This is a genomic window from Litchfieldia alkalitelluris (genome assembly GCF_002153425.1).
In the GTDB taxonomy this organism is placed as follows: domain Bacteria; phylum Bacillota; class Bacilli; order Bacillales; family Salisediminibacteriaceae; genus Evansella; species Evansella alkalicola.
Genome location: NZ_KZ119600.1, coordinates 1,627,940 through 1,652,926 on the forward strand (window position 1 = coordinate 1,627,940; position 24,987 = coordinate 1,652,926).

The following is a 24,987-nucleotide window of genomic DNA, read 5'->3' on the forward strand; positions in this document are numbered from 1 at the left end:
AAATGCCCCCTTTAAGATTATCCAATATACATTTATTCTAAATATTCTATCAACTTTTTTCAAATATTTTATGTAGTATGCTTGCCCGATTCTCCAGAAAAAGGGAGTTAAGCCAAAATGAAAATTTATAAACATTAGAGCGAACATTCATTCCCTTTTTGTGGTATAATCACCTCAACAGCTAATGAAAGGATGATCACTATGATCCGATTTATTCATTGTGCAGATATCCATTTAGGAAGGTCCATTCGTTCTCATATGGATATGCCAGATGACTTTGTTGAAGCAGTTCAGCAGGCAACATACCTTTCCTTTCAGAGGATCATTGATAAGGCCATTGAATTAAATGTGGACTTTGTTTTAGTATGTGGAGATTTATTTGATAATGAACACCGTTCCCTAAGGGCGCAGTGGTTTGTAAAAAAACAGGCCGTTAGACTGGCAGAGAGAAATATACCATTATATTTAATACATGGTAACCATGATCCCCTGATAAAAATGAAGCTTCCAATATCAATGCCAGAGAATGTGCATGTTTTTCCAGAAAGTGTACAGGCCATTAAAAGAAAGTTTCGAGAAGAAGAAGTTTACATATACGGTTTTAGTTATCCAGAGAGAGCTTATAAAGATAATCCAATCCCTCCCTATAAAAAAGAAGGGGATGACAAAGCCTATCACATTGGAATGTTGCATGGACAAGAACGTATGCAGCAAGATCACGATCCATATGCCCCATTTAGCCTTGGTGAATTAAAAGAGAAAGGTTTTGACTATTGGGCTTTAGGCCATATCCATAAAAGACAGATCCTCTCTGAAAAACCTCCTATAGTCTATCCAGGTAATGTTCAAGGGGGGCACAGGAAGGAAACAGGTTCAAAAGGTGCTTATTATGTTGAGTTAACAAAAACAGATACGAACATGATGTTTATTGGGACTGCTCCTGTTGAGTGGTTAAAAATCCAGGCGAAAATTGATGGACTCGACTCAATGGAAATGTTCATGGAGCATATTGAAGAGGAAATAAAGAATGAAATAAGTGGAAATCAATATTTTATAGACTTAGAAGTAATCGGAAAAGGAGTTCTTCATGACCAATTAATAGACTATAAGGATCAACAGGAGTTTATCAGTTTGTTACGAGATGAGCTATCCATTTCCGTGAGAAATGTTTGGATTGAGAAAATTCATTTCAAAACAATGCCATTCATTGATAGGAAGGAATTAAGTAACCAGGAGCATTTAATGGGTGATGTGGTTCGTATTGTAGATAGTTTAAAGATGGAGAAAACTGATGAAGCTGCATTAAGACCAGTTTTTTCTCATCCAATACTCAAACAATTCCTTGATCAATTAAGTGAAGTGGATAGACAAGAGATATTGGATCAGGCTGAAAATCTGCTTCTAACATCATTAATGGACAATGAGGTGAGAAGATGAAAATACTTGAGGTCCATATATATGGGTATGGAAAATGGGAAGATAAAAAGTGGAGATTCACAGATAACAGTGATCTGATACTGTTCATCGGCGATAATGAGGCGGGCAAGTCAACCTTAATGTCGTTTGTTTGTTCCGTCTTATTTGGGTTTCCAAAGAAAGGGGAGAACCAATATATCCCAATAATGACTGATAAGTATGGTGGTTCGGTGACATTGTGGACAGAAGATCATGGGACAGTTACTATTCGAAGGGTTAAGGGGCGGAAGGTCAAGGGAGATGTAACTGTATTTTTCCCAAATGGCCGTGAAGGTGGAGAAGAAGCTTTATCAATGTTGTTAAATGGAGTAGATATTCATACATTCCAAGGGATTTTTCACTTTGACCTAGATGGTTTAAACGGTTTAGGAAACCTTAGTCCTGAGGATATGAATCAGTTCTTATATGATACAGGCGTCGGTGGTGCTCAACAACTTACAGAATTAGAAAAACGTTTATCTGGAGAGATGGAGACTCTTTTTAAGCCTCGAGGTAAAAAGACCGAAATGAATCAGCTATCAAAAAGGTTAGAAGAAAAAAATAAAGAGATTAAAGGCTGGGAAAATAGAATTGCACAGTTCGATGAAATAAAAAAGGAAATTGCAGAGAAAGAATCACAACACATTCAATGGAAAGATAAGCAAAAAGAAGTAACTGAGCAGATTCATCAAGTTGAAAAACAAGAATTAATTGTCCCATTAGTTAGGGAATGGAAGGAAAATCATCTGTGGCTTTCAGAAAGAGACTTGATTACGGTTTTTCCTGAAAATGGCTTGCAACGTTTAGAGGTGTTAGAAGAAAAACTTAGGGATAAACGAGCTTCCCTTAAAGATGAAGAGTTGAAACATCAGTTACTAGAACAAGAACTAAGTAGGATTAATCCTATTTCAGAAGAATGGAAGGGGGAAGTAGAGCAAAAGCTTAGGCAATATGATATTTATGAAAATAGTAGACTTGACTGGAAGCACTATTACGTAGATAAAGAAGAATGTAAAAGAAAAATGTCAAAGCTTGAAAATCAATGGAAGCAGTTTGAGGACTTGCATTTTTCCCAAATTCCTTTTCATTCTTTTATGATTAATCGATTTCAGGAATTAAGAGATCTGATACATACATACAAGCATCGTGAACAAAGGGTCATGGAGGATTTGGAAAAGGTGCAGAGGGAAGTGCACAATAACAAGGATTCTCAAGGTCGTGTAAAGGAAGCCCTATTGCCTCAGGACGACTTTGAACGTATAAAGGCTGGAGTTGCAACTGATTCAAACCATGAGGTCAAAACAAAACAAGCAATTCTAGGAGAAAGATTAGCTAATTTGAAAGCTCAAAATATAGATCGTTTAAAGTCTACGAAACAACAGCAATTGATATTTAGTATTTGTATCATTTTATTCTTAGGTCTTGCTGTCATTGGACTTATCCTTTCTAATTATTTTTTAGGAGGGATTAGCACATTCATTGGAGCCTTTTTCATATTTTTATTTGTACAAAAATGGAACGGGAAGAAGCGGCAAGAAAGGGATTTTGCAGAAAAGATTTCAGCACTTGAAAAGCAGTTAGAAGATTTGTTTAGGGTTGGGAATAGTACTTCAGATCAAGAGCGCGAGCGGTTGAAACAGATTGTGGCCATGGAAGAGGAAAAGTATGATGAGCTCCAAACCTTAGTACGTGATTATCAAAGATTAATTCAAAGACAGGAGCAATTTGAACAAGAAATAGAAAAGGTTAAGAATGACATACAGCAGCTGGAAAATGAAATAAATGAATGGGCTTACGAGAATCAACTTCCATTAAATCTTGAAATAAATGTTTATGAGGCACTTTTAAAATCAATTAGTGAATGGAAAAATACAGAGGAAGACTATTTAACTTTAAAAAGCAAGGTAACTTTAATTGAGATGGAGCAGAAGGAATTAGAAGATGAATTGAACATGATAATTAATCGTTTAGGGCTGAAGAATCTGGAAAAAGTTGCTCCAATTCAAATTTTATCCCAATTTATTAATAAAGAACGTGAAAAGGAAAAACGACACAATAGTTTGTTGGAGCAATTAGAGCTTCGGAAAGAAGTTATGTTACGACTTGAAAGCGAAGTTTTTACAGTGGAGGAAGACTTGAAAGATCTTCTTGACAATGCTTCTGTGAAAAATAGCGAGGAGTTTAGGAGGAAAGGAGCAGATTATCTACAACAGAAAACGAAACTAGAGGAGAAGCAGAGATGTTGGATTCAAATGCAAACAATCTTTTCAAATGAAGCAGAGTTGAAGCTCCTTATTGATGACTTGGAGGAGGGTTATTCTCCACCTACAAAGAAAACTGAACTAGTTCATGAATTACAGGAAGTCGAAGGTCATTTGGAAAAATCGATAGAACAGTTGACGAAACTAAAGCAAGAAGTTGATGTATTAGAGCAAGACGGAACATATGAAGAGCTACTGTTAACTTTTTCCCAATGGAAGGAAGAACTACAAACATTGGCAAAGCGTTGGGCAGTCTATTCAGTAAGTAAACTAATTATTCGTCAAGTAAAGAGTGTATATGAAAAAGAACGTCAGCCAGCTGTTATCAAGCGCGCGGAACAACTATTCCACCATTTGACAGAGGGTAGTTATACTAGGTTATATGCACCGCTTGGTGAGCAACGCTTTATTCTAGAAAGACAAGATGGAGAACGGTTTGAACCGTCGCAGCTTAGCAGAGGTACTTGTGAATTACTGTATTTAGCACTTCGTTTCTCCTTAGCATCTTTAAACGAAGGGAAAGTGAATTTTCCGATATTTATGGACGAAACTTTAGTCAATATGGATAAAAATAGAAGGGCTAATGTTATTACCTTATTAAAGGACTTATCTAAATCAAGACAAATCATTGTTTTCACATGTCATCAACATATTGTAGATGAGTATAATTGGGATAAAATATATTTAAATAGAGAATATATAGGATAACTCTTTTTTCCTGCATTCACTTTTGGTAGAATTTATTCAGAGAGGGAGATGGAGGTTATTTCATTGAGTCAGGATAAAAATAATTTTAAAGATTCTCCAGAGTGGACAAAGTATGAAGATACAAAGGATCAATTTATACAAAGCATAGCTAAAAATATGACGTTATATGGGATTACCCCTTCGATTGGGCGTCTATATGGTTCCCTTTATTTTTCAGAGGAACCTATGACACTTGATGACATGCGAGATTCATTAGGTATGAGTAAAACGAGCATGAGTACTGGTGTGCGTACTTTATCAGATATGAAAATGGTTGAACCAGTTTTCAAAAGGGGAATTAGAAAAGATTTATACCGTACAGAGAAAGATTGGTATAAATCATTTACTGCGTTGTTTTCTCGTCAATGGAAGAAAGGTACAGAAACAAATATTGAAGAGGCCGACGAGGCAAAGATGGAACTTGAACAGCTGTATAAAGAAACAGAGGATGAGGAACTAAAAGAGAAAATTGAAAATGATCTAGAGAGATTGGCGTATGCTCGCAATTATTACATGTGGTTACTCCAATTTGTGGATGTTGTAGAGAGTGGTAAAATTTTTGACTTAGTCCCAAAAAGGGACGATTTGGAGAGATCATGATAAGGGCTGTTCTACTATAGGAACAGCTTTTTTCTGTTATAATAAATAATGAATTGTTATTTAAATAATGCACGTATTACCTGGTTTAGTTCATTTATTTTCTGTTTTTACGCTAATGAAAAAGGGTGATGAAAAGTGAAAGATTATTTGATTTATCTAGTAGAGGACGAACAAAATTTAGGAGATATCATTCAAGCATATATGGAAAAAGAAGGGTGGCAGGTCAGATATTTTAAAGATGGCAAGGAAGCACATGATTTAATAGATCAACCTCCACATTTATGGGTATTAGATATCATGTTACCAGGTATGGACGGCTATCAACTTCTTAAAGCAATTAAAGCAAAGGGAGATACTCCTGTGATATTTATATCTGCTCGTGATAAAGATTTAGATCGTGTTTTAGGATTAGAATTAGGAAGTGATGATTACCTTTCTAAACCGTTTCTCCCAGAAGAACTTGTTATTAGGGCAAAGAAACTACTCAAGCGTGTGTATCCTGAAAATGATCAGGCTGTTGAAAGGTTTGAAGTTAATGGATATAAGATTGACCCGAAAGGTAGAACAGTTTATGACGGTGATAATTTAATCGAATTAACCACAAAGGAAATGGACTTAATTATTTTATTAACTACAAATTTGGGTCAGGCCCTATCAAGAGAGCACATTATTGAATATGTGTGGGGTAGTGACTATTTTGGTTCTGAGCGTGCAGTAGATGATGTTGTCCGGCGTGTAAGGAAAAAATTACAGAGAATACATGTGGAAACACTGTATGGATATGGATATAGGGTATTATCTTCATGATCAAATTAAACTTGACGCAGCGGATTTGGTTTTCTTTTATTGCAATCTTAGTAATGGTTGCTTTATTAATTGGGATTATTTATCCAATTTCATTGAAAAGCACGCTGACTGATGAAACGTACCGTATTATTGAGCAAGAACAGACTCGTTTTGCTAATCCTAGGGGAGAACATAATATTCCCCATTCTGAGATAGATTTTATTGAACGACGAGAAGCAGAGCGTTCCGTTGGTCATTTACTTTTAATGAATCAACGGAGTACTTTAGAAGGTGATCCTGTTCCGAATGAGGTTTTATTGGAGATGGGTGAGAATGCCTATAATCAATTGGCGCGGCGTGGTAGATATGAATTAACTTATAATGAAGCGACTTTGTTTTATGTGATATTCAAAATTTACACCACAAATGGGGAAGCGTATCATATTTCCTACATGTGGGATACGTACCGTGATCAGATGGTAAATCGACTGTGGGGAAGACTCACTTACATTATGCTGTTGGCTGGAGTGCTGAGCCTTATTCCAGCTTTTTGGTTAAAACATTACTTGCGTCAGCCGTTGGCAAGCTTAGGGAATCATTTTGAGCAAATTGCAGACCGAAACTGGAAAGAGCCTTTTTATTGGGAAGGAGATCCAGAATTTGAGAAGCTTTCAAATCAGTTTGAAGCCATGCGTCAAAATTTAATGAAGTATGACCGGGCACAAAAAACTTTTATTCAGCATGCTTCTCATGAGTTAAAAACGCCAATTATGGTCGTGAAGAGTTATGCCAAATCAGTGAAGGATGGGATTACTCCAAAAGATAATCTCGAACAAACGATGGATGTTATTTTAGAAGAATCGGATCGTATGGAAAAGCGCGTAAAGGACATGCTCTATTACACGAAATTAGATTCCATGAAAGAGACGCCAATGGAAAATGAAAGGTTTCCATTTGGTTCCATTGCATACCGGATTGAAGAGCGTTTCCGTTGGCATAGAGAAGATGTAAAAATCATTGTAAATGGAGGACATGTTAATTTATGGGGAGATAAAGAATTGATGGGTGTTCTCGTTGAGAATTTAGTAGAGAACGCATTAAGGTATGCCAAGGACTTGATAGAAATTTCAGCTAAAGAAACTGACGATGAAGTAATTATTAGTGTTTTTAATAATGGAGAAAACATACCAGAAAATGAAATGGATCATATCTTTACTCCGTTTAGAAAAGGGAACAAAGGACAATTTGGATTAGGACTAGCCATTGTAAAGAGAATTTGCGAGTTACACAAAGGTTATCCAAATGTTATTAATGTGAAAGATGGTATTAGATTTGAGATGGTATTCGAAAAGAATACAAGTGAATAAATAGGGGGGAAAACAATATGAAGCGTGGAATTAATCACCACCAGGTCGGGGATAGTGTTGAAACTTATTTACTAATAAAGTCATCAAAAAAAGGAATTGCAAGTAACGGAAAACCATTTTTGACCCTTCAACTATCTGATAAAACAGGCGAAATAGAAGCAAAGCTATGGGGAATAGCGCCAGAGGACGAAACGACTTTTGTGAGCACGGTCATTGTGCATATTCAAGGTGATATTCAGGATTTTAGAGGTATGAGGCAATTGAAAATCAAATCTATTAGACCAACAACAGGGATGGATCAAGTTAAAATTGCAGAATTCCTCCCGTCCGCACCTCTAGACCCTAACGATATGTTGGATAAGGTCATTCAATATATTTTTGAAATGAGCAATCCCAAGATTCAAAGATTGACAAGACATCTGGTGAAAAAGCATCAAGAAAAACTGCTAGAGTCACCAGCAGCCACTAAAAATCACCATGAGTTTGTATCTGGCTTAATATATCATGTTGTATCAATGCTAGACCTAGCTAAAAGCATCGCTAATCTATATCCTTCACTAGATAAGGATCTCTTATATGCTGGGGTTATTCTACATGACTTAGGGAAGGTACGAGAACTGTCTGGTCCAATCGTTTCTGAATATACAATAGAAGGAAAACTTTTAGGTCATATCACTTTGATGGTAAATGAGATTGGTGAGGCTGCTAAAGAATTGGAGATAGATGGTGAGGAAGTCCTAGTATTACAACATATGGTTCTAAGTCATCATGGAAAAAGTGAGTGGGGAAGTCCAAAACCACCATTAATTAAGGAAGCGGAAATTCTTCATATGATAGATAATGTAGATGCCAAAATGAATATGATGGATAGGGCCCTTGAACATGTAATGCCTGGCGAGTTTAGTGAAAGAATTTTCCCAATGGAAAACAGAACGTTATATAAACCGTCATTTCACGAAAAACCATTAGAATATTAAATAAAATAATCGTTTTTTGATGCGCTGAAAAATCTTTTTTATCTTTCTAGCATAAAATCTACTGTCCTATCGTATTGATAGATAATAGATAATAGATTATTGATAGAAAGGATGCAGAAAAATGAATCCAATTACGGTGGTATTCTCTTTAATAGGCGGCTTGTTTCTAGTTTTCGTAATGAGATTGTTATCTTTATCAACAGTAGGGGCTTCATCTCCTTGGTGGGTCTATATGGTATTCTTAGGAATTGTATTTTCAGGAGTAATGTTTATATATACCATAGTGGACGAGAGAAGTAAGGAGGATAAAATCATAGAAGCCGAGGGAAAGCATTTTTTGGAGAAATATAAAAGAGAACGGAAAGCGTTCCATTGAGATAAATGTTAGCACCGAAGGACAAAAGTGTTTTAAAAAAGGTTGTCAATTGGTATGAGATACCAGTGACAACCTTTTGCTTATTTTACTCTTCTACAAGTTCACTATATTGTTCGTCAAGTACATTTATTTCAAGATCCTGAAACAATTCTTGTTGTTTCTGTGACATTTTATGTGCTTTACGGTTATTGAATGCAGTTTCTAAAATACGTTCCACTTCTTCAAAATCATCAGTAAAAGGATTACGATCAGTTACTTCAATAACATGATAACCATAGAACGAACGTACTGGCTCGCTCAATTCTCCTACTTCTAAACCGAAAGCAGCTTCTTCAAAAGGAGCTAACATTTGCCCACGGCGGAAAAATCCTAGGTTTCCACCTGATTCCTCTGCACCTGGTTCTATGGAATATTCTCTAGCTAAAGCATCAAAGTCTTCTCCAGCTTGAATGCGATCAATTAATTCCTGCGCTTCTTCTTCTTCTTCGACAAGGATGTGACGCGCTTCCACTTCTTCACCTAATTCATACTCTTCGCGTAGTTGCTCTTCTGATGCATCACCAACATGTCCAATATGGTGTTCTAATACTAAATGACTTAAGATCATAGTACGTAATTCTTCTTCGCTATTTAAGCCTTGTCTTTGTAATAAATCCATAAATTCAGCTTCATTTTGGATGCCGAAGGTTTCTTTTAAATTATCAATTTCTAAATCAATATCTTCTTCAGTGATATCGAAATCCTCTGCATGCTGTTGCAGTACTCTATCATGGAGAATGTTTTCTAAAGTTGCTACACCATAAGTATCTTTTAAAACTTCGATTAATTCTTCTTCCGTTATATTACCAACACTTGATTCTACAATAACTTTCCCATCTTGGGCGTTTGTATTGTCGTTGTTACATGCAGCTAGTAGTAATAATAAGACTGCAGTAATAAATAGTAATGCTTTTCTCACGAAGTTCACCTCATTATGATTTTTTAACGAACATTCATAACTATACCATAGGACAAAGGCTTTGAAAATGCTTACTTATTTGTAAAATCGACAATTTATTTGCGGTTTTGATATAAATAACAGCCATTATAATGTAATAAATTGCCCATATTACAATTAATTATAAGCTTTTTTTGCATAGAAAAAACAAATTCAAAATCAGTAATACTGATTAGAAATTTGTTTCTTCATTTACTATGCTATGAAAATTCTAAAATAAGAGGAAGTTAATAGAATAGTTATTAAGACGTTAATGGTACGGAATACCTTAATTTGTCGTTCTTCAGGTATTTCCTTTTGTATACATAAGGAGTTTGTCATTGAGTTAATCATAAACAAATAAAAAATAGCGAAAAGAAAAAATGGTATATACATCTGCTAACCTCCGTTAGTTTTTGGTGACCCTATACTTTACTTTAACAAATTATGTTTAGATTGAATAGGATTGTGGCAAAAAAATAGTTATAATAAATCTATTTTTTAAGAAGAGGTTAAATGATGAAAAAAAGAAACGGTTGGAAAATCGCATTTATCATATCTCATTCAATCATTGCTGTTATGGTAATTACTTTTTGTGTATGGTTAAGTGGTATTAGTAATTACCAAACAAAAGAGCAACCTTCCTCTGAAAATCAAAGTATCGGTGGCGGTGCAGAATTTATGGTTACAACAACAAAAGATCAAATAAATAAGTTGATTACTAATGAATTAGAGAAAGAAGGAGAGCAGTTCCAAGTATATATAGATAATTATGTTCATTTTGAAATGGATTTAAATATATTTGGTTTTCAAGTTCCTTTACAAATGCAATTTGAACCTAATGTGATGAGTAAAGGGAATGTTAAATTGATTAAACATTCATTTACAATTGGAAATTTTAATTTACCATCAGAAAAAATATTTCAAGTTATTGCTACGGCAGCAGACCTGCCAGATTGGGTAATTGTTTATCCAGAAGAGTCAGCAATTTATTTGGATTTATTCGATGGAATAAGTGAAGACTTCCATATTTTAATGGAGCAGTTTGATTTAGAGGAGGACGTTGTTAAGCTAACGATAATTACAAAATAAAAAGAAGAGACTGGGATATGTCATAAAATTTTGTCCCAACCTCTTCTATTTTATGTTTTGATTATTGTATAGTATATGATACCCGTCACGGTGCTCTTCAAAATAAGCCTTTTTAGGTGCAGTTCTCAAATGCTTCAATGTTAAAAGATCGTACATACAAAGGCCAAAGTTTAAAGCAGACATCATGGCTATATAGTGAAGCCATTCTGGAAATATAATCACTGCACTTATACTTACAAGGGTTATTACAAGAATAGGTGCACATATAGATGTGATAGCTAGTTGTTTAGATAAAGGTCCTTTAGATGAGTAATAAAAGAAAGGCCAAAATTTTCTCCTTACTCCAAAAGTTGCCTTCTTCCCAGCAATCCAAAGGGGAAGACAATGTAATATTAAATGGAGTGGGATAATAACAGCTAATGAAAATAATAGAAAACCAAGCCCGTAATCCATTAACGGAGGGGCTGAGTAAAATGTTCTAAACGATACGAAAAAAAATATAAAATATAATAGGGCCATGGAGATAGACATAAACCATAATCGTTCTCTTCCAAATTCATGATCTATGGAAATTGTTTTCCAACAATTCATTTTTACCCCTCCTTCCGAAGAATCACTCTTAGTAATTTACGCTTTCTATGACAAAAAATCAAGGGGTTTTTTAAATATTTTTATGTCTACGATGAAAATACAAAAAATGTGTTGGTGATCGCTACAGTCCATTCCCTTTCACGCAAGGTACACAAGTGTGACAACTTCTCATTCTTCCCAGTGTTTTCTTTGCCGAGAGAAATTGAGGAGTATAACATGCCTGCGTAAAGCTTTCTTTTATAATGGTTTCGACTAAACAGTTTTAGAAAAACAAAAAACCGGACTAAGGTCCGGTTAAAAGTTATAGTGAACAAGTAACATGTGTAGATGATTTTGGTTATGGAGTATGTGCTTCCTTTTCATCCAGCTTAGAGTTCGTCGAAATTAGTTTTCCACCTTCTTCAATAAAGTCGGAGTCTAGCTTGGATAAAGAGCTTTCAAATATACTCATAAAATCAGGTCCATAAATATGTTTAATGATACTCATAACCTCAGAGAATTCAGGGAATTTTCCATACAGTTCTTTAATAGGGAGGGACCCGCTATAAACCCCATACGTTGTTGGATTGTAACTTTCAAGTGTTCTTATAAACAGTTCCTCACCCTCCTCAGTCAAATACACATACGTATTCCTTTTGTCTGTTTGTCGCTTTGAAAAAGTGAGTAACCCCCGTTCTTCTAACTTCTTCGAGAAATTAAATGCAGTGGAAACATGCATGACACCGAATTTTGCGATATCAGAAATAGAAGCCCCTTCTAATTGATATGCAATCCATAGAATGTGGTGTTCATTAATGTTTAAGTCATACGGTTTAATCCAAGATTGCCAATCCTTTTCAATTGACTTCCATAATGCCTTACTTAGCTGTGCAACCTTATGATTAAACATTATGGATTGTTTAATAGAATGTACTGATTGCTGATCCATAACGCCCCTCCGTTCATGTTTTATTAAAAATTTATATAGTTTAAGTAATATATATGTCGTAGTTTAGCACTGCAACTCCATAAAGTAAATTGAATTTTCTAAGTATTCATTATTTTACTAAGAAAATGATAATAACATCATAACACAATGTAATATTTTTTCTCAACACCATTTCAGTATTTTCTGAAAATTATTGAGAGTTTTTTATTTATCAGTGCATTTAATTCCAATATAGTCGTTTGAAGAATTGTGTATGAAAAAGAAAAGAGCAGGGGAATGATAATTAAATTCCCATCTGCTCCGATAACATTAAACCTTATTTAAGTTTCTTAACTGATCCTGCATTTTGATTAATAACTCTTTAAGCTCAATAAGTAGATCCTTTAAATCGTCCATATATGGAGCCATGTCTTCCTGTAGTTGACGAAATCTTTCACGAAACTGTGGGAATTTCTCATGCCATATTTCTAATGCAGTTTCCCTTAACTGATAAATATCAAGATTAGCGGTAGCTTCCATATCTTTTTTTAAAGTTTCCCAGCTTGAAATTACAATTTCCTTTGTCTGGTGATAACATTTTGTAATTTTTTCTTGAGCTGTGGGGTTTGTGTAATATGCAACGCCTCCAGCAATGGCACCCCCGAATAACAATCCACAGAGATAAGTTTTATTCATTTTAGCTCACCCTTTTTATAGATTGGCTTTGACAAGGTAATATGGTGTTTTGCCAAAACCTATTTACTTAAAAGTTAGGTAACATATTAAGCGTTGTTGGATTTAAACTCTTCCATAAACTCCACTAGTTTTTTTACATGTTCAAATGGGACGCCATTATAAATGGAAGCTCTACAGCCACCGATGGATCTATGTCCATTCAGTCCCACAAATCCCCGAGCCTTAGCCTGATTTAAAAATTCCTTTTCTAGCTCTTCAGTTGGTAGATTAAATGTGACATTCATTTTTGATCTTGAATCTTTTGTAGCATGTCCCTTATAAAAACCGTTGCTTTCATCGATCATTTGATAAAGTAGAGAAGCCTTTTTCTCGTTAATGTTTTGTATACCGTTGATTCCACCATGTTCTTCAAGCCAATCCATCATAAGTCCAAGCATATAGATTGCTGCTGTTGGAGGTGTATTATATAAAGAATCACCTTTCGCATGAGTGCTATAAGAAAGGATTGCTGGAATATCCTTATTCGCTTTTTCCATTAATTCCTTTCGAATAATCACAACAGTAATCCCTGATGGTCCAGCGTTTTTCTGTGCACCCGCATAAACGAGATCCACATGATCCCAATCTATAGGTTGGCTAAAGATATCGCTTGATGCATCAACAAATACAGGTTGATTGCCAAATTCTTTAGGCAACTCAGGCCATTGTGTACCATAAATTGTATTGTTTGATGTGATGTGTATATATGCAGTATTTTCTTCTACCCCTTCAACATTCGGGTTAGGGATACTTTTGTACTTATTATCCTTTGATGTAGATAATTCATAGGCTTGTCCAATACTTCTTGCTTCTTTCAAAGCTTTCTCAGACCAAGAACCAGACATCAGGTAAGCAGCTTTTTTGTCTTTAGGTAAAAAATTCATAGGTATCATTGCAAATTGAAGGCTTGCCCCACCTTGAAGAAGCAAAATGTCAAATTCTTCAGGAATTGAAAGGATTGACCTAACCTTGTTAAGGGCGCCAAAATGAATTTCCTCATATAAAGGACTACGATGACTCATTTCCATCACCGACAACCCTGATTTTTTGTAATTAAACATAGAATTCTGAGCTTTTTCCAGGATTGCCTTTGGAAGGGCACTTGGACCTGCGTTAAAATTAAAAGTTGATGATGCTGTTGTAACCATTATTTCTCCTCCATCCTTATTAAAGATCTATTCTTTATAGATTATCTGAATCCTCCAAAAAATCAAATGTTTTTTTAAAAAAGACAATAAATTTCAACAATTGCTTACTGTGAAAAAAAACTCAGGAATGACTAACATGAAACTAGGATACAAAAGAAGCCATCCTGTTATTGAAAGGATGGCTATGTGTTTTAGTATATTTTTGCTGCAACTTCCTTTGCCATCTCCTGAAGCTGATCATTTGTGTATTTACTACTATGATCATGCCAAACGGCACCATAGCCGTCTCCTTTTCCATAGCGAGGAATGAGGTGAAGGTGATAGTGGAAAACAGACTGTCCTGCTTCTTCTCCATTGTTATTTAAAATGTTAAGTCCAACTGGCTCATATGCTGCTTTCAACGCCCGAGCAATTTTAGGAACTGCTGAAAACAATGCTGTTGACGTTTCTTCAGAAAGCTCGAATACGTTTTCTTCATGCTTTTTTGGAATGACAAGGGTATGCCCCTTAGTAACTTGACTTATGTCTAGGAAAGCTAGAACCTTATCATCCTCGTAGACCTGTGCTGCCGGAATATCACCGGATTTTATTTTACAAAAAATACAATCTTGTTTTGTCGTCATCTTGTACACCTCACAGTAATTTTTCTCTATGTTACCATATTTGACCAGGGAATGGAAAAGAAGGCTAGTCTAAGTTAATAGTTGTCCTCATAGATTGAAACGAGGAGGGATGAGCCTTGAGACATTTACAACCAAAAGTTGTTCTATATTTCATATTGTTTCTTATTTTCATAAGTATACACATGCAATTTCCTGTTTTTACACCATTAGCAGTATCGTTAGGTGCAGGTAGTATGCTTGTGGCGATCATGCTTAGCGTCACTTCATTTGTCAACCTAGGGGGAAACCTTCTTGCTGGATCAGCCATTGATCGACTGGGTGTAAGGGGTTTTATAGTTTTTCCATTATTCTTTTTATCTATTTCATTATTTGCCCATACTTTTATCATGGAAACAACTCATCTTTTTACTCTGAGAGTAATTAATGGACTAATCTTAGCATTTTTAACTCCTGCATGTATGACGATGCTCGCAACTTTTGCGAAGAATAGCAAAGAGCAAAGTAAAAACATGGCCATGAATACATTAATGGTTACTGCAGCCATGACCATTGCACCTGTTTTAGGAGGGTGGCTAGGTGAGCGTTATGGGGCAGATGGTGCCTATTATGCTATTAGCTTTACAACGTTTCTGGCATTTTTACTAGCTGTACGCTTCTTGCCACAAACGAAAACAGTAAGATCACAAGGCCAAAGTAACGGAGGAGTATTTTCACTTCTTTCATATAAGCGCCTATATCCTGTGTTTTTGACCGCCTTTGCGATTATGTTTGCCCAAGGTACTCTTATGTATGAATTACCCTTTCTAACGGTAGAGAATGGAATACCCAAGGATAATGTGGGTAAAATGGCTGGAATGATAGGGGTAGGTACCTTCTTTATATTAGGTATTGTTCTTCTCCATCGAATATCTGCTAAGTTTAGAACAGTGTTAGGTTTGTTAATAATGGCTACTTCTACTGCAATGATGATGTTCTCTACAACAATTCCATCTTTATGGACACTATTTCTATTTGGAATTGCTTCGGGGATCATTTTTCCAGCCATGATGACGCTGTTAACTGAAAATATTGAAGAGGCAAATCGAGGGAAAGCATTTGCTTTTCTTTCCGCTGTCTTTTCAGTTGGGACAATTACAGCACCATTTGTGTCAGGTCTTATAAGGGACAATTTGTCACCTTATTTTATTGCTTGGATTGTCTTAATGCTGGCAGTGACCTTCATTGGAATAAAGTACTTATCTATTGAGAAAAAATCACCTGTAGTTCTTGAATAAGAGGGAGGAAATTATAAAATTGTATCTACTATATTATGTTGACGTCGAACCACTTTTCAAGAATGTAAGAATCAGATATAGTAAAAGATGGAATTAAAGTTGCAGCTAACAATAATATACTTCTGATTACAGTATGATTTATAAAAAACTATCCAGCTAAAAAGGAGACGAAGCAATGGGTGAAATTTTAAAGATAAGTAACTTAACAGGTGGTTACCAACGGAGCCGCCCTGTACTACATGATGTCTCATTTTCAGTTAATGCTCATGAAATTGTAGGTTTGATCGGTCTGAATGGCGCTGGGAAAAGTACGACAATAAAACATATTCTCGGATTAATGGAACCTCATAAAGGTGATGTTCGTCTTATGGGAAGAACTTGGTCTGAAGACAAAGATGATTATCGACAAGGGCTTGCTTACATCCCTGAGATGCCACTTCTATACGAAGAGATGACCCTTTGGGAGCATTTAGAACTAACAGCCATGGCTTATGGCTTAAAGGAAGTTACCTTTAAAGAACGTGCGAACGAACTTTTGGAAGAGTTCAGAATGAAAAAAATGGTGAAGTGGTTTCCTAGTCATTTTTCAAAAGGAATGCGCCAAAAAGTAATGATTATGTGTGCGCTCTTAGTCCACCCTTCCCTTTATGTGGCGGACGAGCCCTTTGTCGGTTTAGACCCAATTGGAATACGATCATTTCTTGACAGAATGGTAGAAATGAAGGAAAAGGGATGTGGAATTTTAATGTCCACTCATATACTGGCAACTGCTGAAAAGTACTGTGATAGATTTATCCTCCTCCATAATGGACGAGTAATTTTAAAGGGGACATTGCAGGAGTTGCAAGCACAGTCCAATATGCATGGTGCGGACCTAGACCAAATATATGTTGAGATGACAAAGGAAGATAAAAATGATTGATGAAAAGGGATTATGGACGAGACGCAGAAGCGAATATTGGGAAATGGCTATAAAGTACTTGAAACTCATAGGGAATAGCGGGTTTTTATTTACGATTTATTTACTATTTGTTTTTGGAAGCTATTATTATGGACAGTTTCTAGAATGGTTACCTGAAACATTTCCAGCTACGTTATTTTTTACAGTTGTATTCACATGGTTAATAACTCGTGGAAGAGTTAGGACATTTGCCAAGCCTGGTGATCTATTTTTTCTAACACCTCGGGAAGGGAAGATGGATAGTTATTTCCGCTCAGCTATTTTCTATAGTTGGATGATGGAAACATTATGGATTGCGCTTTTAATGCTTGTACTGTCACCTCTTTTTGCAGATCGAATATATCCATCAGGATCACTCGTTTTTTCAGTGATATTCTTACTAAGTGCTTTGAAACTCTGGAATCTTGCAACAGGATTTGAGGAACAGCGTATACAGGAGAAAAATCGTTACTTCATGCATACAATGCTTAGGTTTGGTTTGAATGCCGTTACTGTATATGCAATCTTTTCCCTGCAATCAATATTAATTGTAATAGGTATAGCAGTTGCACTACTTTTGTTTTACATAGGCTACTTCTATCGCTTATCAAAGGTGCATAGCTTAAAATGGGAGCGTTTAGTTGATATTGAAGACAGCACAGTCATGACTTTTTATCGTATAGCTAATTCTTTTACTGATGTACCAGCTTTAAAGTCGAAAGTAAGAAAACGAGCGTGGCTCTCTCCATTATTCAGATTGGTTTCTTATGGACAATCTCATGTGTACCGATATTTATTCAGCAGGGCTTTCGTTAGGTCGAGAGATTATTTTGGTATCTACTTAAGGCTTACTTTAATCGGTCTCCTGTTCCTTAGTGTCGTCCAAATTGATTGGGGGCGATGGCTGTTAATTATCGTATTTGCATATATGACAGCCCTACAGGTCGAAACGTTAAAAAATCACTTTGCAACTAGTAGTATGGCTGACTTATATCCAGTTTCAGAGAAAGTGAAATTGAAGAGTCATCAGTTTTGGATGCTGTCACTTGGTACTGTTCAAGCAGTTGTCTTTGGTTTAGGCCTAGTGATATTCTTTGGTGTCATGGACGGGTTACTTGGAGTGATTTTAACGATGCTTGTCTATTTGTACAGTAGTAGACTCCGTTTACCAAAAACTTATTCACTATAAGGTGAATTAACTCATATGTCAGTGATAAAGGGGTGCTACTATGACTGACTACGGTGAAAAAATTCAGCGTGAGCTTCTTCGGTGGGAGAGGAAATCTCTTCAAAGAGGTTCTATATCAGGTAGGTTTGCTAAAAATTGGCAAAATAAAATTAATAATAAAGTACCAGAGCGGTTTCACCAAACGGTTGCTGAAAGTGTGAAGTATATGATGAAGGCAACGTTAACAGGTAGTGATTATTTATCAGATCAAGAGATTTTGAAGGACCTATCAATTGAAGAGCGGGAGAAGGTCTTAGAAAAACGAATTGAGATGTATAAAAGAACTGCAGCTCTTGAAGGGGCAGGGACAGGTGCGGGAGGAATATTTCTTGGTTTAGCAGACTTCCCCCTCTTATTAAGTATAAAAATGAAGTTTTTATTCGATGCTGCAAAGATTTATGGGTATGATGTAAAGGACTATCGGGAAAGGTTATTTTTGTTATCCATATTCCAATTGGCTTTCTCAAAAGAGGAAAAGAAGAGAGAAGTATTTAACAAAATAACCTCTTGGGAGAAGGAGCGTGAATCTCTCCCTAAAGAGGAATCTTCTTATTTGGAATCTATTGATTGGAAGACCTTTCAGTTAGAATATAGGGATTTTATTGACCTCCCTAAGACCCTTCAATTAATACCTGGTTTTGGTGCCATTGTTGGGGCGGTTGCAAATTATAACTATTTAGATATTCTCTCTTATCATGCGAAAAACAGCTTCCGTCACAGGCTCGTTGAACAAAGAAGTCTTTAGAGACCCCTACAAATATGTAAAGGAGCCCTTTAAAATCATTTGTATGTGACTTTAGGGGACTCCTTTTCATATTGGAAATTGCATTATTTATATCGTGAAAAAGCTTCTATCGTAAGTCTTCCAAGTACCTTTGCGGCGTGAAGCATTGCCCTCTCATCAATATCGAATTTAGGGTGGTGATGTGGATACACTTCTGTCCATTCAGGATTTTTTGCGCCAGTAAAGAAGAAAGCGCCTTTAACATGTTGAAGATAATAACTGAAGTCTTCACCACCCATTTGTGGTTTTGCATGTTCCACCTCATCAATACCTGGCGTTTTACTAGCTTCTTCACTTACAAAATTAGCTTCTTCCTCATGATTAATTACCGCAGGATAACCTTTTGTATAGTGTAATTCTGCCTTTGCACCAAAGCTCCTAGCATTTCCTTCAATGATTTGCTCCATTTCCTCGGCAATACGCTCTTGCACTGCTTCATCAAAAGTACGCACGGTTCCAATAATCTTCGCACTATCGGCTATGACGTTAAAGGCATTGTCTGCAACGAAGGATCCGATGCTTAAAACGGCAGAATCAAGTGGATCAGTACGGCGACTGACAACTTGCTGCAATGATTGAACGATTTGTGCACCTAGAAGGATCGAGTCTTTTGTATCATGCGGCTGTGCCCCATGTCCACCTTTCCCCTTAATCGTGATTTCAAACCGATCTGCTGCAGCCATTAATGCGCCAGTGTTGTACTCAATCTTACCTAAGGGAGTAGGAGCCCAGAGGTGTGTACCAAAAATGACATCCACGCCTTCAAGACAGCCATCCTCAATCATTGGTCTTGCTCCACCAGGCTCTAATTCTTCTGCATGCTGGTGAATAAATACGACATTTCCTTCAAAGGACTGCTGAAGACCATTTAACACTTTTGCCAATATAAGTAACGTGGCAGTATGTCCATCATGTCCACATGCATGAGTAACCCCTGGCACTTTCGATTTATACGGTACGTCCTTTTCGTCCTGCATTGGAAGAGCATCGAAGTCAGCGCGTAAAGCGATGGTTGGCCCAGGTTTTGCTCCTTTTAATGTTGCTACAACACCACGTCCACCAACACCTTCCCTTACTTCGTGACCTAACTTGCGATGATATTCTGCAATGTATTTAGGTGTTTCAACTTCATGGTGTGATAGTTCTGGATATTGATGTAAATACCTACGGACGGACACCATCTCATCATATGCATGGTCTAGCTGTTCGTTTAGTTTTTCAATCATTAGTTTTCATCTCCTTTTTACTACATTATTAAAACATACGTCACGTATGCTCCAATCCCTTTTGAAAAAAAATCATCTTAAGGAACTGTCCTTAACAGCTAGCCTTAAGATGACTAAAAGAATTACTAAATGTTAAATGGAATGAATTGTGAGAGATAAGCTGCCATTCTTGCAAATAACCCTGTAAATAGCATTACGCCTAGAAGAACCATAATTCCACCACTTATTTTTTGTATAACTGGCAGATATCGATTGATGTTCCGAATCTTATCAAGAGACTTAGAATAAAGAAGTGCAACTAGTAAAAATGGGACGCCTAATCCTACGGAATACATTAAAAGTAACAATAAAGCACTAAATGTAGTTCCCTGTGCAGCCAATGTTAATATGGAACCTAAAACTAGGCCGATACAAGGCGACCAACCAGCAGCGAAAACTAAACCAAACAAAATAGAACGGCCAAAACTAGTCGATTTCTTTGGTGTAGTTAAACGCTTTTCACTTAATAAAAAAGTAATATTAAAGATGCCCATTAGTTGGAGACCAAAAAGTATAATAATGATTCCACCGAGTCTTTCAAATAAGAATCTATTTTCTAAGAACAGGTTTCCAATAAATGAAGAGGAAGCTCCAAGAATTAAAAAAATGGAAGTGAAACCAATGATAAAGCCAATGCTCCTAGTTAAAATGAGTTTACGGTCTGCTTTTACTTGGTTATCTTCAATGGTACTTCCCGTTAGCTGCGCCACGTATGCTGGGACCAATGGGAACACACAAGGAGAAAAAAATGAAACTGCACCTGCAAATAAAGCAATCCACAATCCTACAAATGTAAATTGTTCAATATAAAAAATACTTAAAATTACCATGAGTGGCCCTCCAATATTACAACACCCCGAGAAACGGAGTAAGTGATTTCATCGTTATATGTAAGTATAGTATATCTCTAGGTGTCAGTACAAAGTATATGCAACAAGAGAAGAATGCTACAAGACTTTTTATCAGGTTTTGGCTAGCTAAGTATAGTGCTAACTTTTTTGTGAAATGAAACATTATTCGAGTGAATTCGTAAACAATAAATATACATGCAATTAGGGAGTACCTAAAGTGAAAATCAACATTGTTCAATAGAAGGGTCATTTTTTAAAACTGATATTCAAATAATGTGAAGTAAAGTATGATAGTAAATTAGGGGGTGAAAATGATGTCGAAAAAGAGACTGATATTTGGAATTGTTTTTTTCGTATCTATTTTTATAGTAGGTTTTTCTCTTTATCTAGGAATTATATTATTTGGTAATTATGCGATTGATAATAAAGAATTAGTGATGAATGCTGCTACATCTGTGGAAGACCCTGAGGGGAATCTCATCACGAAGCTATATATAGAAAATCGGGAACTGGTTTCAATAGAAGATGTACCAGAACATGTTATTCATGCTTTTATAGCAGTGGAAGACCATCGCTTTTACAATCACCGTGGATTTGATTTAAGGGCTATAGGTAGAGCGCTATACCGAGACATTGTGTCTCAGTCAAAGGCTGAAGGTGGAAGTACGATTACTCAGCAATTAGCAAAGAATGTATTCTTAACAAATGATAAAACATGGCTAAGGAAAACGAAAGAAGTTTTAATAGCTGTTAACTTAGAGTACAGGTACTCAAAAGATGAGATATTAGAAATGTACCTTAACCGAATTTATTTTGGACATGGCGCTCATGGGATTGAAACGGCGAGCCAACTATATTTTGACAAAAGTGTTAAGGAATTGACGATTGATGAGGGAGCTTTATTAGCTGCCCTTCCGAAAGGTCCTAACAATTACTCCCCAATTCAAAACCCAGAACGTGGTATGAAGAGAAGGAACTTAGTATTGAGCTTAATGGAACAACGTGGGTTTTTAAGCGCAGAAGAGGCAGTACGACTGCAAGGGAAAACAATCCCAACGCAGAAAAACCAACTGACAGATAACCCTGCATACCTAGCATATGTAGATCTAGTCTTAGATGAGGCAGAGAAAACATATCGGTTAACCCAGGATGAGATTTTAAAAGGGGGGTATCGCATTGTAGTGGAAATGAACCCACAATTACAGGAGGTATCTTTCCAGGAGTTTCAAGATAGTGCAAATTTCCCGTCAACGACTGGAGAAAGACAGGTTGAGGGGAGCTTTGTTCTTATAGATAATGAAACTGGAGGAGTGATTGCGGCCCAAGGAGGACGTGATTATGTCCGAAGAGGCTTTAATCGTGTAACTGCCCAACGGCAACCTGGTTCTGTTATTAAACCGATGGCGGTCTACGCACCAGCTATAGAGACAGGTCACTATGAACCATATTCTTTATTAAAGGATGAACTCATGGACTATGAGGGATATATGCCACGAAATTATAATAGTAAGTACTCAGGGGAAATTACAATGTATGATGCTATGAAAGACTCCGTTAATGCCCCAGCAGTATGGTTACTAAATGAAGTAGGCATTGATACAGCTAAGGATAGTCTAGCGAAACAAGACATTCATTTAGAAGAAGATGGATTGGCAATAGCTTTAGGCGGACTTCGCCATGGAATGAGTCCATTACAGATTGCTGCTTCTTATGGAGCCTATGCAAACAATGGTATTTACCGAAAACCTTATTTTATTAGGGAAATATATGATAGAAATGGTGAGCTAATTGCAAGTAGAACAGTCGAAGAAAGAGAAGTACTCTCTCCGCAAACAGCCTGGTATATGACAAGAATGCTTGAAGCGGTTGTTAAAGAGGGAACAGGCACTGCTGGAAGTTATAACGGTCCGTTAGCAGGTAAAACTGGTACAACTTCTTTTGGAGAAGTTGCAGGAGGAGCACGTGATATTTGGTTTGCTGGCTTTACACCTGAATACTCTGGAGTTGTCTGGATGGGATACGATTCAACAGATAAAGAACATTACTTAACGAGTAGCAGTAGTGTTCCAACTGAATTATTTAAAAATATTATAGGGAACACAAGCCTGGATGATAGATTAATGGCATTTGAAAGGCCGTCTTTTGTAGTAGATCTCGAAGATCCTATAAGAATTGTAGCAATTGAAGATTTGACCGCTAATATGTCATTAAGTTGGCGTGGAACGAATGTTAACCTCCAATGGTCTGGCAGTGAGGACGATCGGCTTCACTACTATATATATGAAAAGAAAGAAGACGGTAAAGAGAAAATAGGAGAAGTTGTGGGTGAAAATAAATTTACTATTCAAGAAGGAGTAAATGTTTTCTCATCTAAATCTTATGTTGTCGTACCGTTTAATCCGCAAACGAATAAGGAAGGGGATCCATCTAATATTGTAAAAGCGCAATTTAGGTTGTTCTCACAAGAAGATAATGCTTCTTAACGAAGATAATGAAGAGTAATTAATTCAGAGGCTGGGACGAGTGTTTCTATTGAAAAACGGAACGTAAATATGCATAGGCAGCAATATATTTCCGTAAGGAGTGCATAGTTCTTATTTTCAATAAAAGACTACTATTATGTCCCAGTCCTTTTCATTTTTTTATGGGTTTTGTTCAAACGAGACTTATTTTCACGGTAGCCTAACAAACTCTAGGTTAAAATAGCCTTTTTAGTCAGCTTTAACTTAACAGAATAATAAAACTATTTAAACTATAAAGAATATAACGAATTTGCAAGAAGACGGACAGTTTAGTGTACAAACGATACTAACAATTAGTATAGTTAAAGCGATTTATATTATTTTTCTAAGGAAATAAATTAACCAAATAGGAAACAGCCTAATCAATTTAATATAAGAAATTTTTTATACTTTTTTAGAGGGGTGTTTAGTATATGACGAGTCAATTTAATGATCAATTTTTAAGAGCGTGTAGAAAGGAAACTGTAGACCATGTGCCTGTTTGGTATATGCGTCAAGCAGGGCGGTCTCAGCCGGAATATCGAGAATTGAAAAAGAAGTATTCGTTAGAAGAAATTACGCATCAACCTGAAACATGCGCTTATGTTACAAAGCTTCCAGTAGACCAATATAATAATGATGCTGCCATTTTATATAAAGACATCATGACACCACTACCTGCGATTGGAGTGGATGTTGAAATTAAACAAGGTATTGGACCAGTAATACATAATCCGATTCAATCCCTTGCTGACGTGGAGAGACTCGGAACCATAAATCCAGAAAAAGATGTTGACTTTGTTTTAGAAACAATAAAAATCCTACGAAGTCAGCTTAATGTACCTTTAATTAGTTTTAGTGGGGCCCCATTTACCCTTGCAAGCTATATGCTTGAGGGCGGTCCATCTAAGAATTACAATAAAACGAAAGGACTTATGTACTCAGATCCTAAAGCTTGGTTCCTTCTTATGGACAAGTTAGGTGATATGGTTATTTCCTATGTGAAAGCGCAAATAAATGCAGGATCACAAGCCATACAAATATTTGATTCTTGGGTTGGTGCATTAAACCAACAGGATTATAGAACATTTGTAAAACCAGTAATGGAACGAATTTTTAATGAATTAAGGGGAGAAGGAGTCCCATTAATTACATTTGGTGTGGGTGCTAGACATTTAACAAAAGATTGGCATGATCTTAATGTAGATGTAGTAGGACTAGATTGGCGTTACCCGATTAGGGAAGCAAGGCAAGATGGAATAACGAAAGCAGTGCAAGGTAACTTAGATCCATGTGTTCTAATGGCTCCATGGAATGTCATTGAAGAAAAAGCTAAGGAAATAATCGACCAAGGGATTAGTCAACCAGGCTTTATTTTTAACCTAGGCCATGGGGTTTTCCCAGAAATAAAACCTGAAACACTCAAGCGATTAACTAGCTTTGTACACGAGTACTCAGCAGAAAAGATAGCATCAATGAAGTAAATAATTATCTCATAGAGAG

At 36.3% G+C, this 24,987-nt stretch carries 23 protein-coding genes; 14 read left to right on the forward strand and 9 right to left on the reverse strand.

Features of this window, described 5'->3' with window-relative positions; genetic code table 11:
* Positions 1–201 precede the first annotated feature (201 nt).
* From BW724_RS07585 to BW724_RS07615, 7 genes are all read left to right on the forward strand, one after another.
* Positions 202–1,437, forward strand: a complete 1,236-nt coding sequence (locus BW724_RS07585) for a metallophosphoesterase family protein (protein WP_176371337.1) — start codon at positions 202–204, stop codon at positions 1,435–1,437.
* Positions 1,434–4,424 (forward strand): AAA family ATPase, encoded by a 2,991-nt coding sequence (locus BW724_RS07590; RefSeq protein ID WP_088074656.1) that lies wholly within the window; start codon positions 1,434–1,436, stop codon positions 4,422–4,424. Before BW724_RS07585 ends, BW724_RS07590 begins: the two co-directional genes overlap by 4 nt.
* A 63-nt stretch (positions 4,425–4,487) precedes the next feature.
* Entirely contained in the window at positions 4,488–5,063 is a 576-nt protein-coding gene (locus BW724_RS07595; RefSeq protein WP_417891411.1) for a GbsR/MarR family transcriptional regulator, read from the forward strand.
* Positions 5,064–5,198: 135 nt separating this feature from the next.
* On the forward strand, positions 5,199–5,870 hold the full coding sequence (locus tag BW724_RS07600) for a response regulator transcription factor (RefSeq protein ID WP_088074658.1): 672 nt from the start codon (positions 5,199–5,201) through the stop codon (positions 5,868–5,870).
* Positions 5,867–7,216: a sensor histidine kinase gene (locus BW724_RS07605; RefSeq protein WP_088074659.1), complete on the forward strand. Its 1,350-nt coding sequence runs from the start codon at positions 5,867–5,869 to the stop codon at positions 7,214–7,216. The genes BW724_RS07600 and BW724_RS07605 overlap by 4 nt, the downstream gene beginning before the upstream one ends.
* Before the next feature lie 17 nt (positions 7,217–7,233).
* Positions 7,234–8,193: a 3'-5' exoribonuclease YhaM gene (yhaM, locus tag BW724_RS07610; protein ID WP_088074660.1), complete on the forward strand. Its 960-nt coding sequence runs from the start codon at positions 7,234–7,236 to the stop codon at positions 8,191–8,193.
* Between the two features lie 121 nt (positions 8,194–8,314).
* The gene (locus BW724_RS07615) at positions 8,315–8,569 is read left to right on the forward strand and encodes a sporulation YhaL family protein (protein ID WP_088074661.1); all 255 of its coding nucleotides are present in this window, start codon (positions 8,315–8,317) and stop codon (positions 8,567–8,569) included.
* An 85-nt stretch (positions 8,570–8,654) separates the two neighbouring features.
* On the opposite strand, the gene BW724_RS07620 is transcribed toward BW724_RS07615, so the two are convergent.
* On the reverse strand, positions 8,655–9,527 hold the full coding sequence (locus BW724_RS07620; RefSeq protein ID WP_088074662.1) for a peptidylprolyl isomerase: 873 nt from the start codon (positions 9,525–9,527) through the stop codon (positions 8,655–8,657).
* Between the two features lie 234 nt (positions 9,528–9,761).
* Complete coding sequence (locus BW724_RS24045) at positions 9,762–9,941, reverse strand: hypothetical protein (RefSeq protein WP_088074663.1); 180 nt, start codon at positions 9,939–9,941, stop codon at positions 9,762–9,764.
* 123 nt (positions 9,942–10,064) lie between these two features.
* On the opposite strand from BW724_RS24045, the gene BW724_RS07630 reads away from it, so the two are divergent.
* Entirely contained in the window at positions 10,065–10,637 is a 573-nt protein-coding gene (locus BW724_RS07630; RefSeq protein WP_176371338.1) for a YpmS family protein, read from the forward strand.
* A gap of 45 nt (positions 10,638–10,682) precedes the next feature.
* Here BW724_RS07630 and BW724_RS07635 read toward each other — a convergent pair whose 3' ends face one another.
* The 5 genes from BW724_RS07635 to BW724_RS07655 all read right to left on the reverse strand — a co-directional run bounded on the left by BW724_RS07635 (position 10,683) and on the right by BW724_RS07655 (position 14,641).
* Positions 10,683–11,228 carry a DUF3267 domain-containing protein gene (locus tag BW724_RS07635; RefSeq protein WP_088074665.1) on the reverse strand — a complete coding sequence of 182 codons (546 nt, stop codon included), beginning with the start codon at positions 11,226–11,228 and terminating at the stop codon, positions 10,683–10,685.
* Positions 11,229–11,565: 337 nt separating this feature from the next.
* Positions 11,566–12,156 (reverse strand): HTH-type transcriptional regulator Hpr, encoded by a 591-nt coding sequence (locus BW724_RS07640; protein ID WP_088074666.1) that lies wholly within the window; start codon positions 12,154–12,156, stop codon positions 11,566–11,568.
* Positions 12,157–12,465: 309 nt separating this feature from the next.
* Entirely contained in the window at positions 12,466–12,831 is a 366-nt protein-coding gene (locus BW724_RS07645) for a YtxH domain-containing protein (RefSeq protein ID WP_088074667.1), read from the reverse strand.
* 86 nt (positions 12,832–12,917) lie between these two features.
* Complete coding sequence (gene serC / locus BW724_RS07650) at positions 12,918–14,018, reverse strand: 3-phosphoserine/phosphohydroxythreonine transaminase (protein WP_088074668.1); 1,101 nt, start codon at positions 14,016–14,018, stop codon at positions 12,918–12,920.
* A gap of 191 nt (positions 14,019–14,209) precedes the next feature.
* A complete protein-coding gene (locus tag BW724_RS07655; RefSeq protein ID WP_088074669.1) occupies positions 14,210–14,641 on the reverse strand; it encodes an HIT family protein in 432 nt (143 codons plus the stop codon).
* Between the two features lie 116 nt (positions 14,642–14,757).
* On the opposite strand from BW724_RS07655, the gene BW724_RS07660 reads away from it, so the two are divergent.
* The 4 genes from BW724_RS07660 (at position 14,758) to BW724_RS07675 (ending at position 18,828) form a co-directional block, all read left to right on the forward strand.
* Positions 14,758–15,915: an MFS transporter gene (locus BW724_RS07660; protein ID WP_088074670.1), complete on the forward strand. Its 1,158-nt coding sequence runs from the start codon at positions 14,758–14,760 to the stop codon at positions 15,913–15,915.
* A gap of 175 nt (positions 15,916–16,090) precedes the next feature.
* Positions 16,091–16,837, forward strand: a complete 747-nt coding sequence (locus tag BW724_RS07665) for an ABC transporter ATP-binding protein (protein ID WP_088074671.1) — start codon at positions 16,091–16,093, stop codon at positions 16,835–16,837.
* Positions 16,830–18,044, forward strand: a complete 1,215-nt coding sequence (locus tag BW724_RS07670) for an ABC transporter permease (RefSeq protein ID WP_088074672.1) — start codon at positions 16,830–16,832, stop codon at positions 18,042–18,044. The genes BW724_RS07665 and BW724_RS07670 overlap by 8 nt, the downstream gene beginning before the upstream one ends.
* A gap of 40 nt (positions 18,045–18,084) precedes the next feature.
* A complete protein-coding gene (locus BW724_RS07675; protein ID WP_088074673.1) occupies positions 18,085–18,828 on the forward strand; it encodes an EcsC family protein in 744 nt (247 codons plus the stop codon).
* An 83-nt stretch (positions 18,829–18,911) separates the two neighbouring features.
* Here the strand turns inward: BW724_RS07675 and BW724_RS07680 are convergent, their stop codons facing one another.
* On the reverse strand, positions 18,912–20,090 hold the full coding sequence (locus tag BW724_RS07680) for a M20 family metallopeptidase (protein WP_088077759.1): 1,179 nt from the start codon (positions 20,088–20,090) through the stop codon (positions 18,912–18,914).
* A 128-nt stretch (positions 20,091–20,218) separates the two neighbouring features.
* On the reverse strand, positions 20,219–20,962 hold the full coding sequence (locus BW724_RS07685) for a cytochrome c biogenesis CcdA family protein (protein WP_088074674.1): 744 nt from the start codon (positions 20,960–20,962) through the stop codon (positions 20,219–20,221).
* A 335-nt stretch (positions 20,963–21,297) separates the two neighbouring features.
* On the opposite strand from BW724_RS07685, the gene BW724_RS07690 reads away from it, so the two are divergent.
* Positions 21,298–23,466: a transglycosylase domain-containing protein gene (locus BW724_RS07690; RefSeq protein ID WP_088074675.1), complete on the forward strand. Its 2,169-nt coding sequence runs from the start codon at positions 21,298–21,300 to the stop codon at positions 23,464–23,466.
* 452 nt (positions 23,467–23,918) lie between these two features.
* Positions 23,919–24,968 (forward strand): uroporphyrinogen decarboxylase, encoded by a 1,050-nt coding sequence (gene hemE / locus BW724_RS07695; RefSeq protein ID WP_088074676.1) that lies wholly within the window; start codon positions 23,919–23,921, stop codon positions 24,966–24,968.
* Positions 24,969–24,987 lie beyond the last annotated feature (19 nt).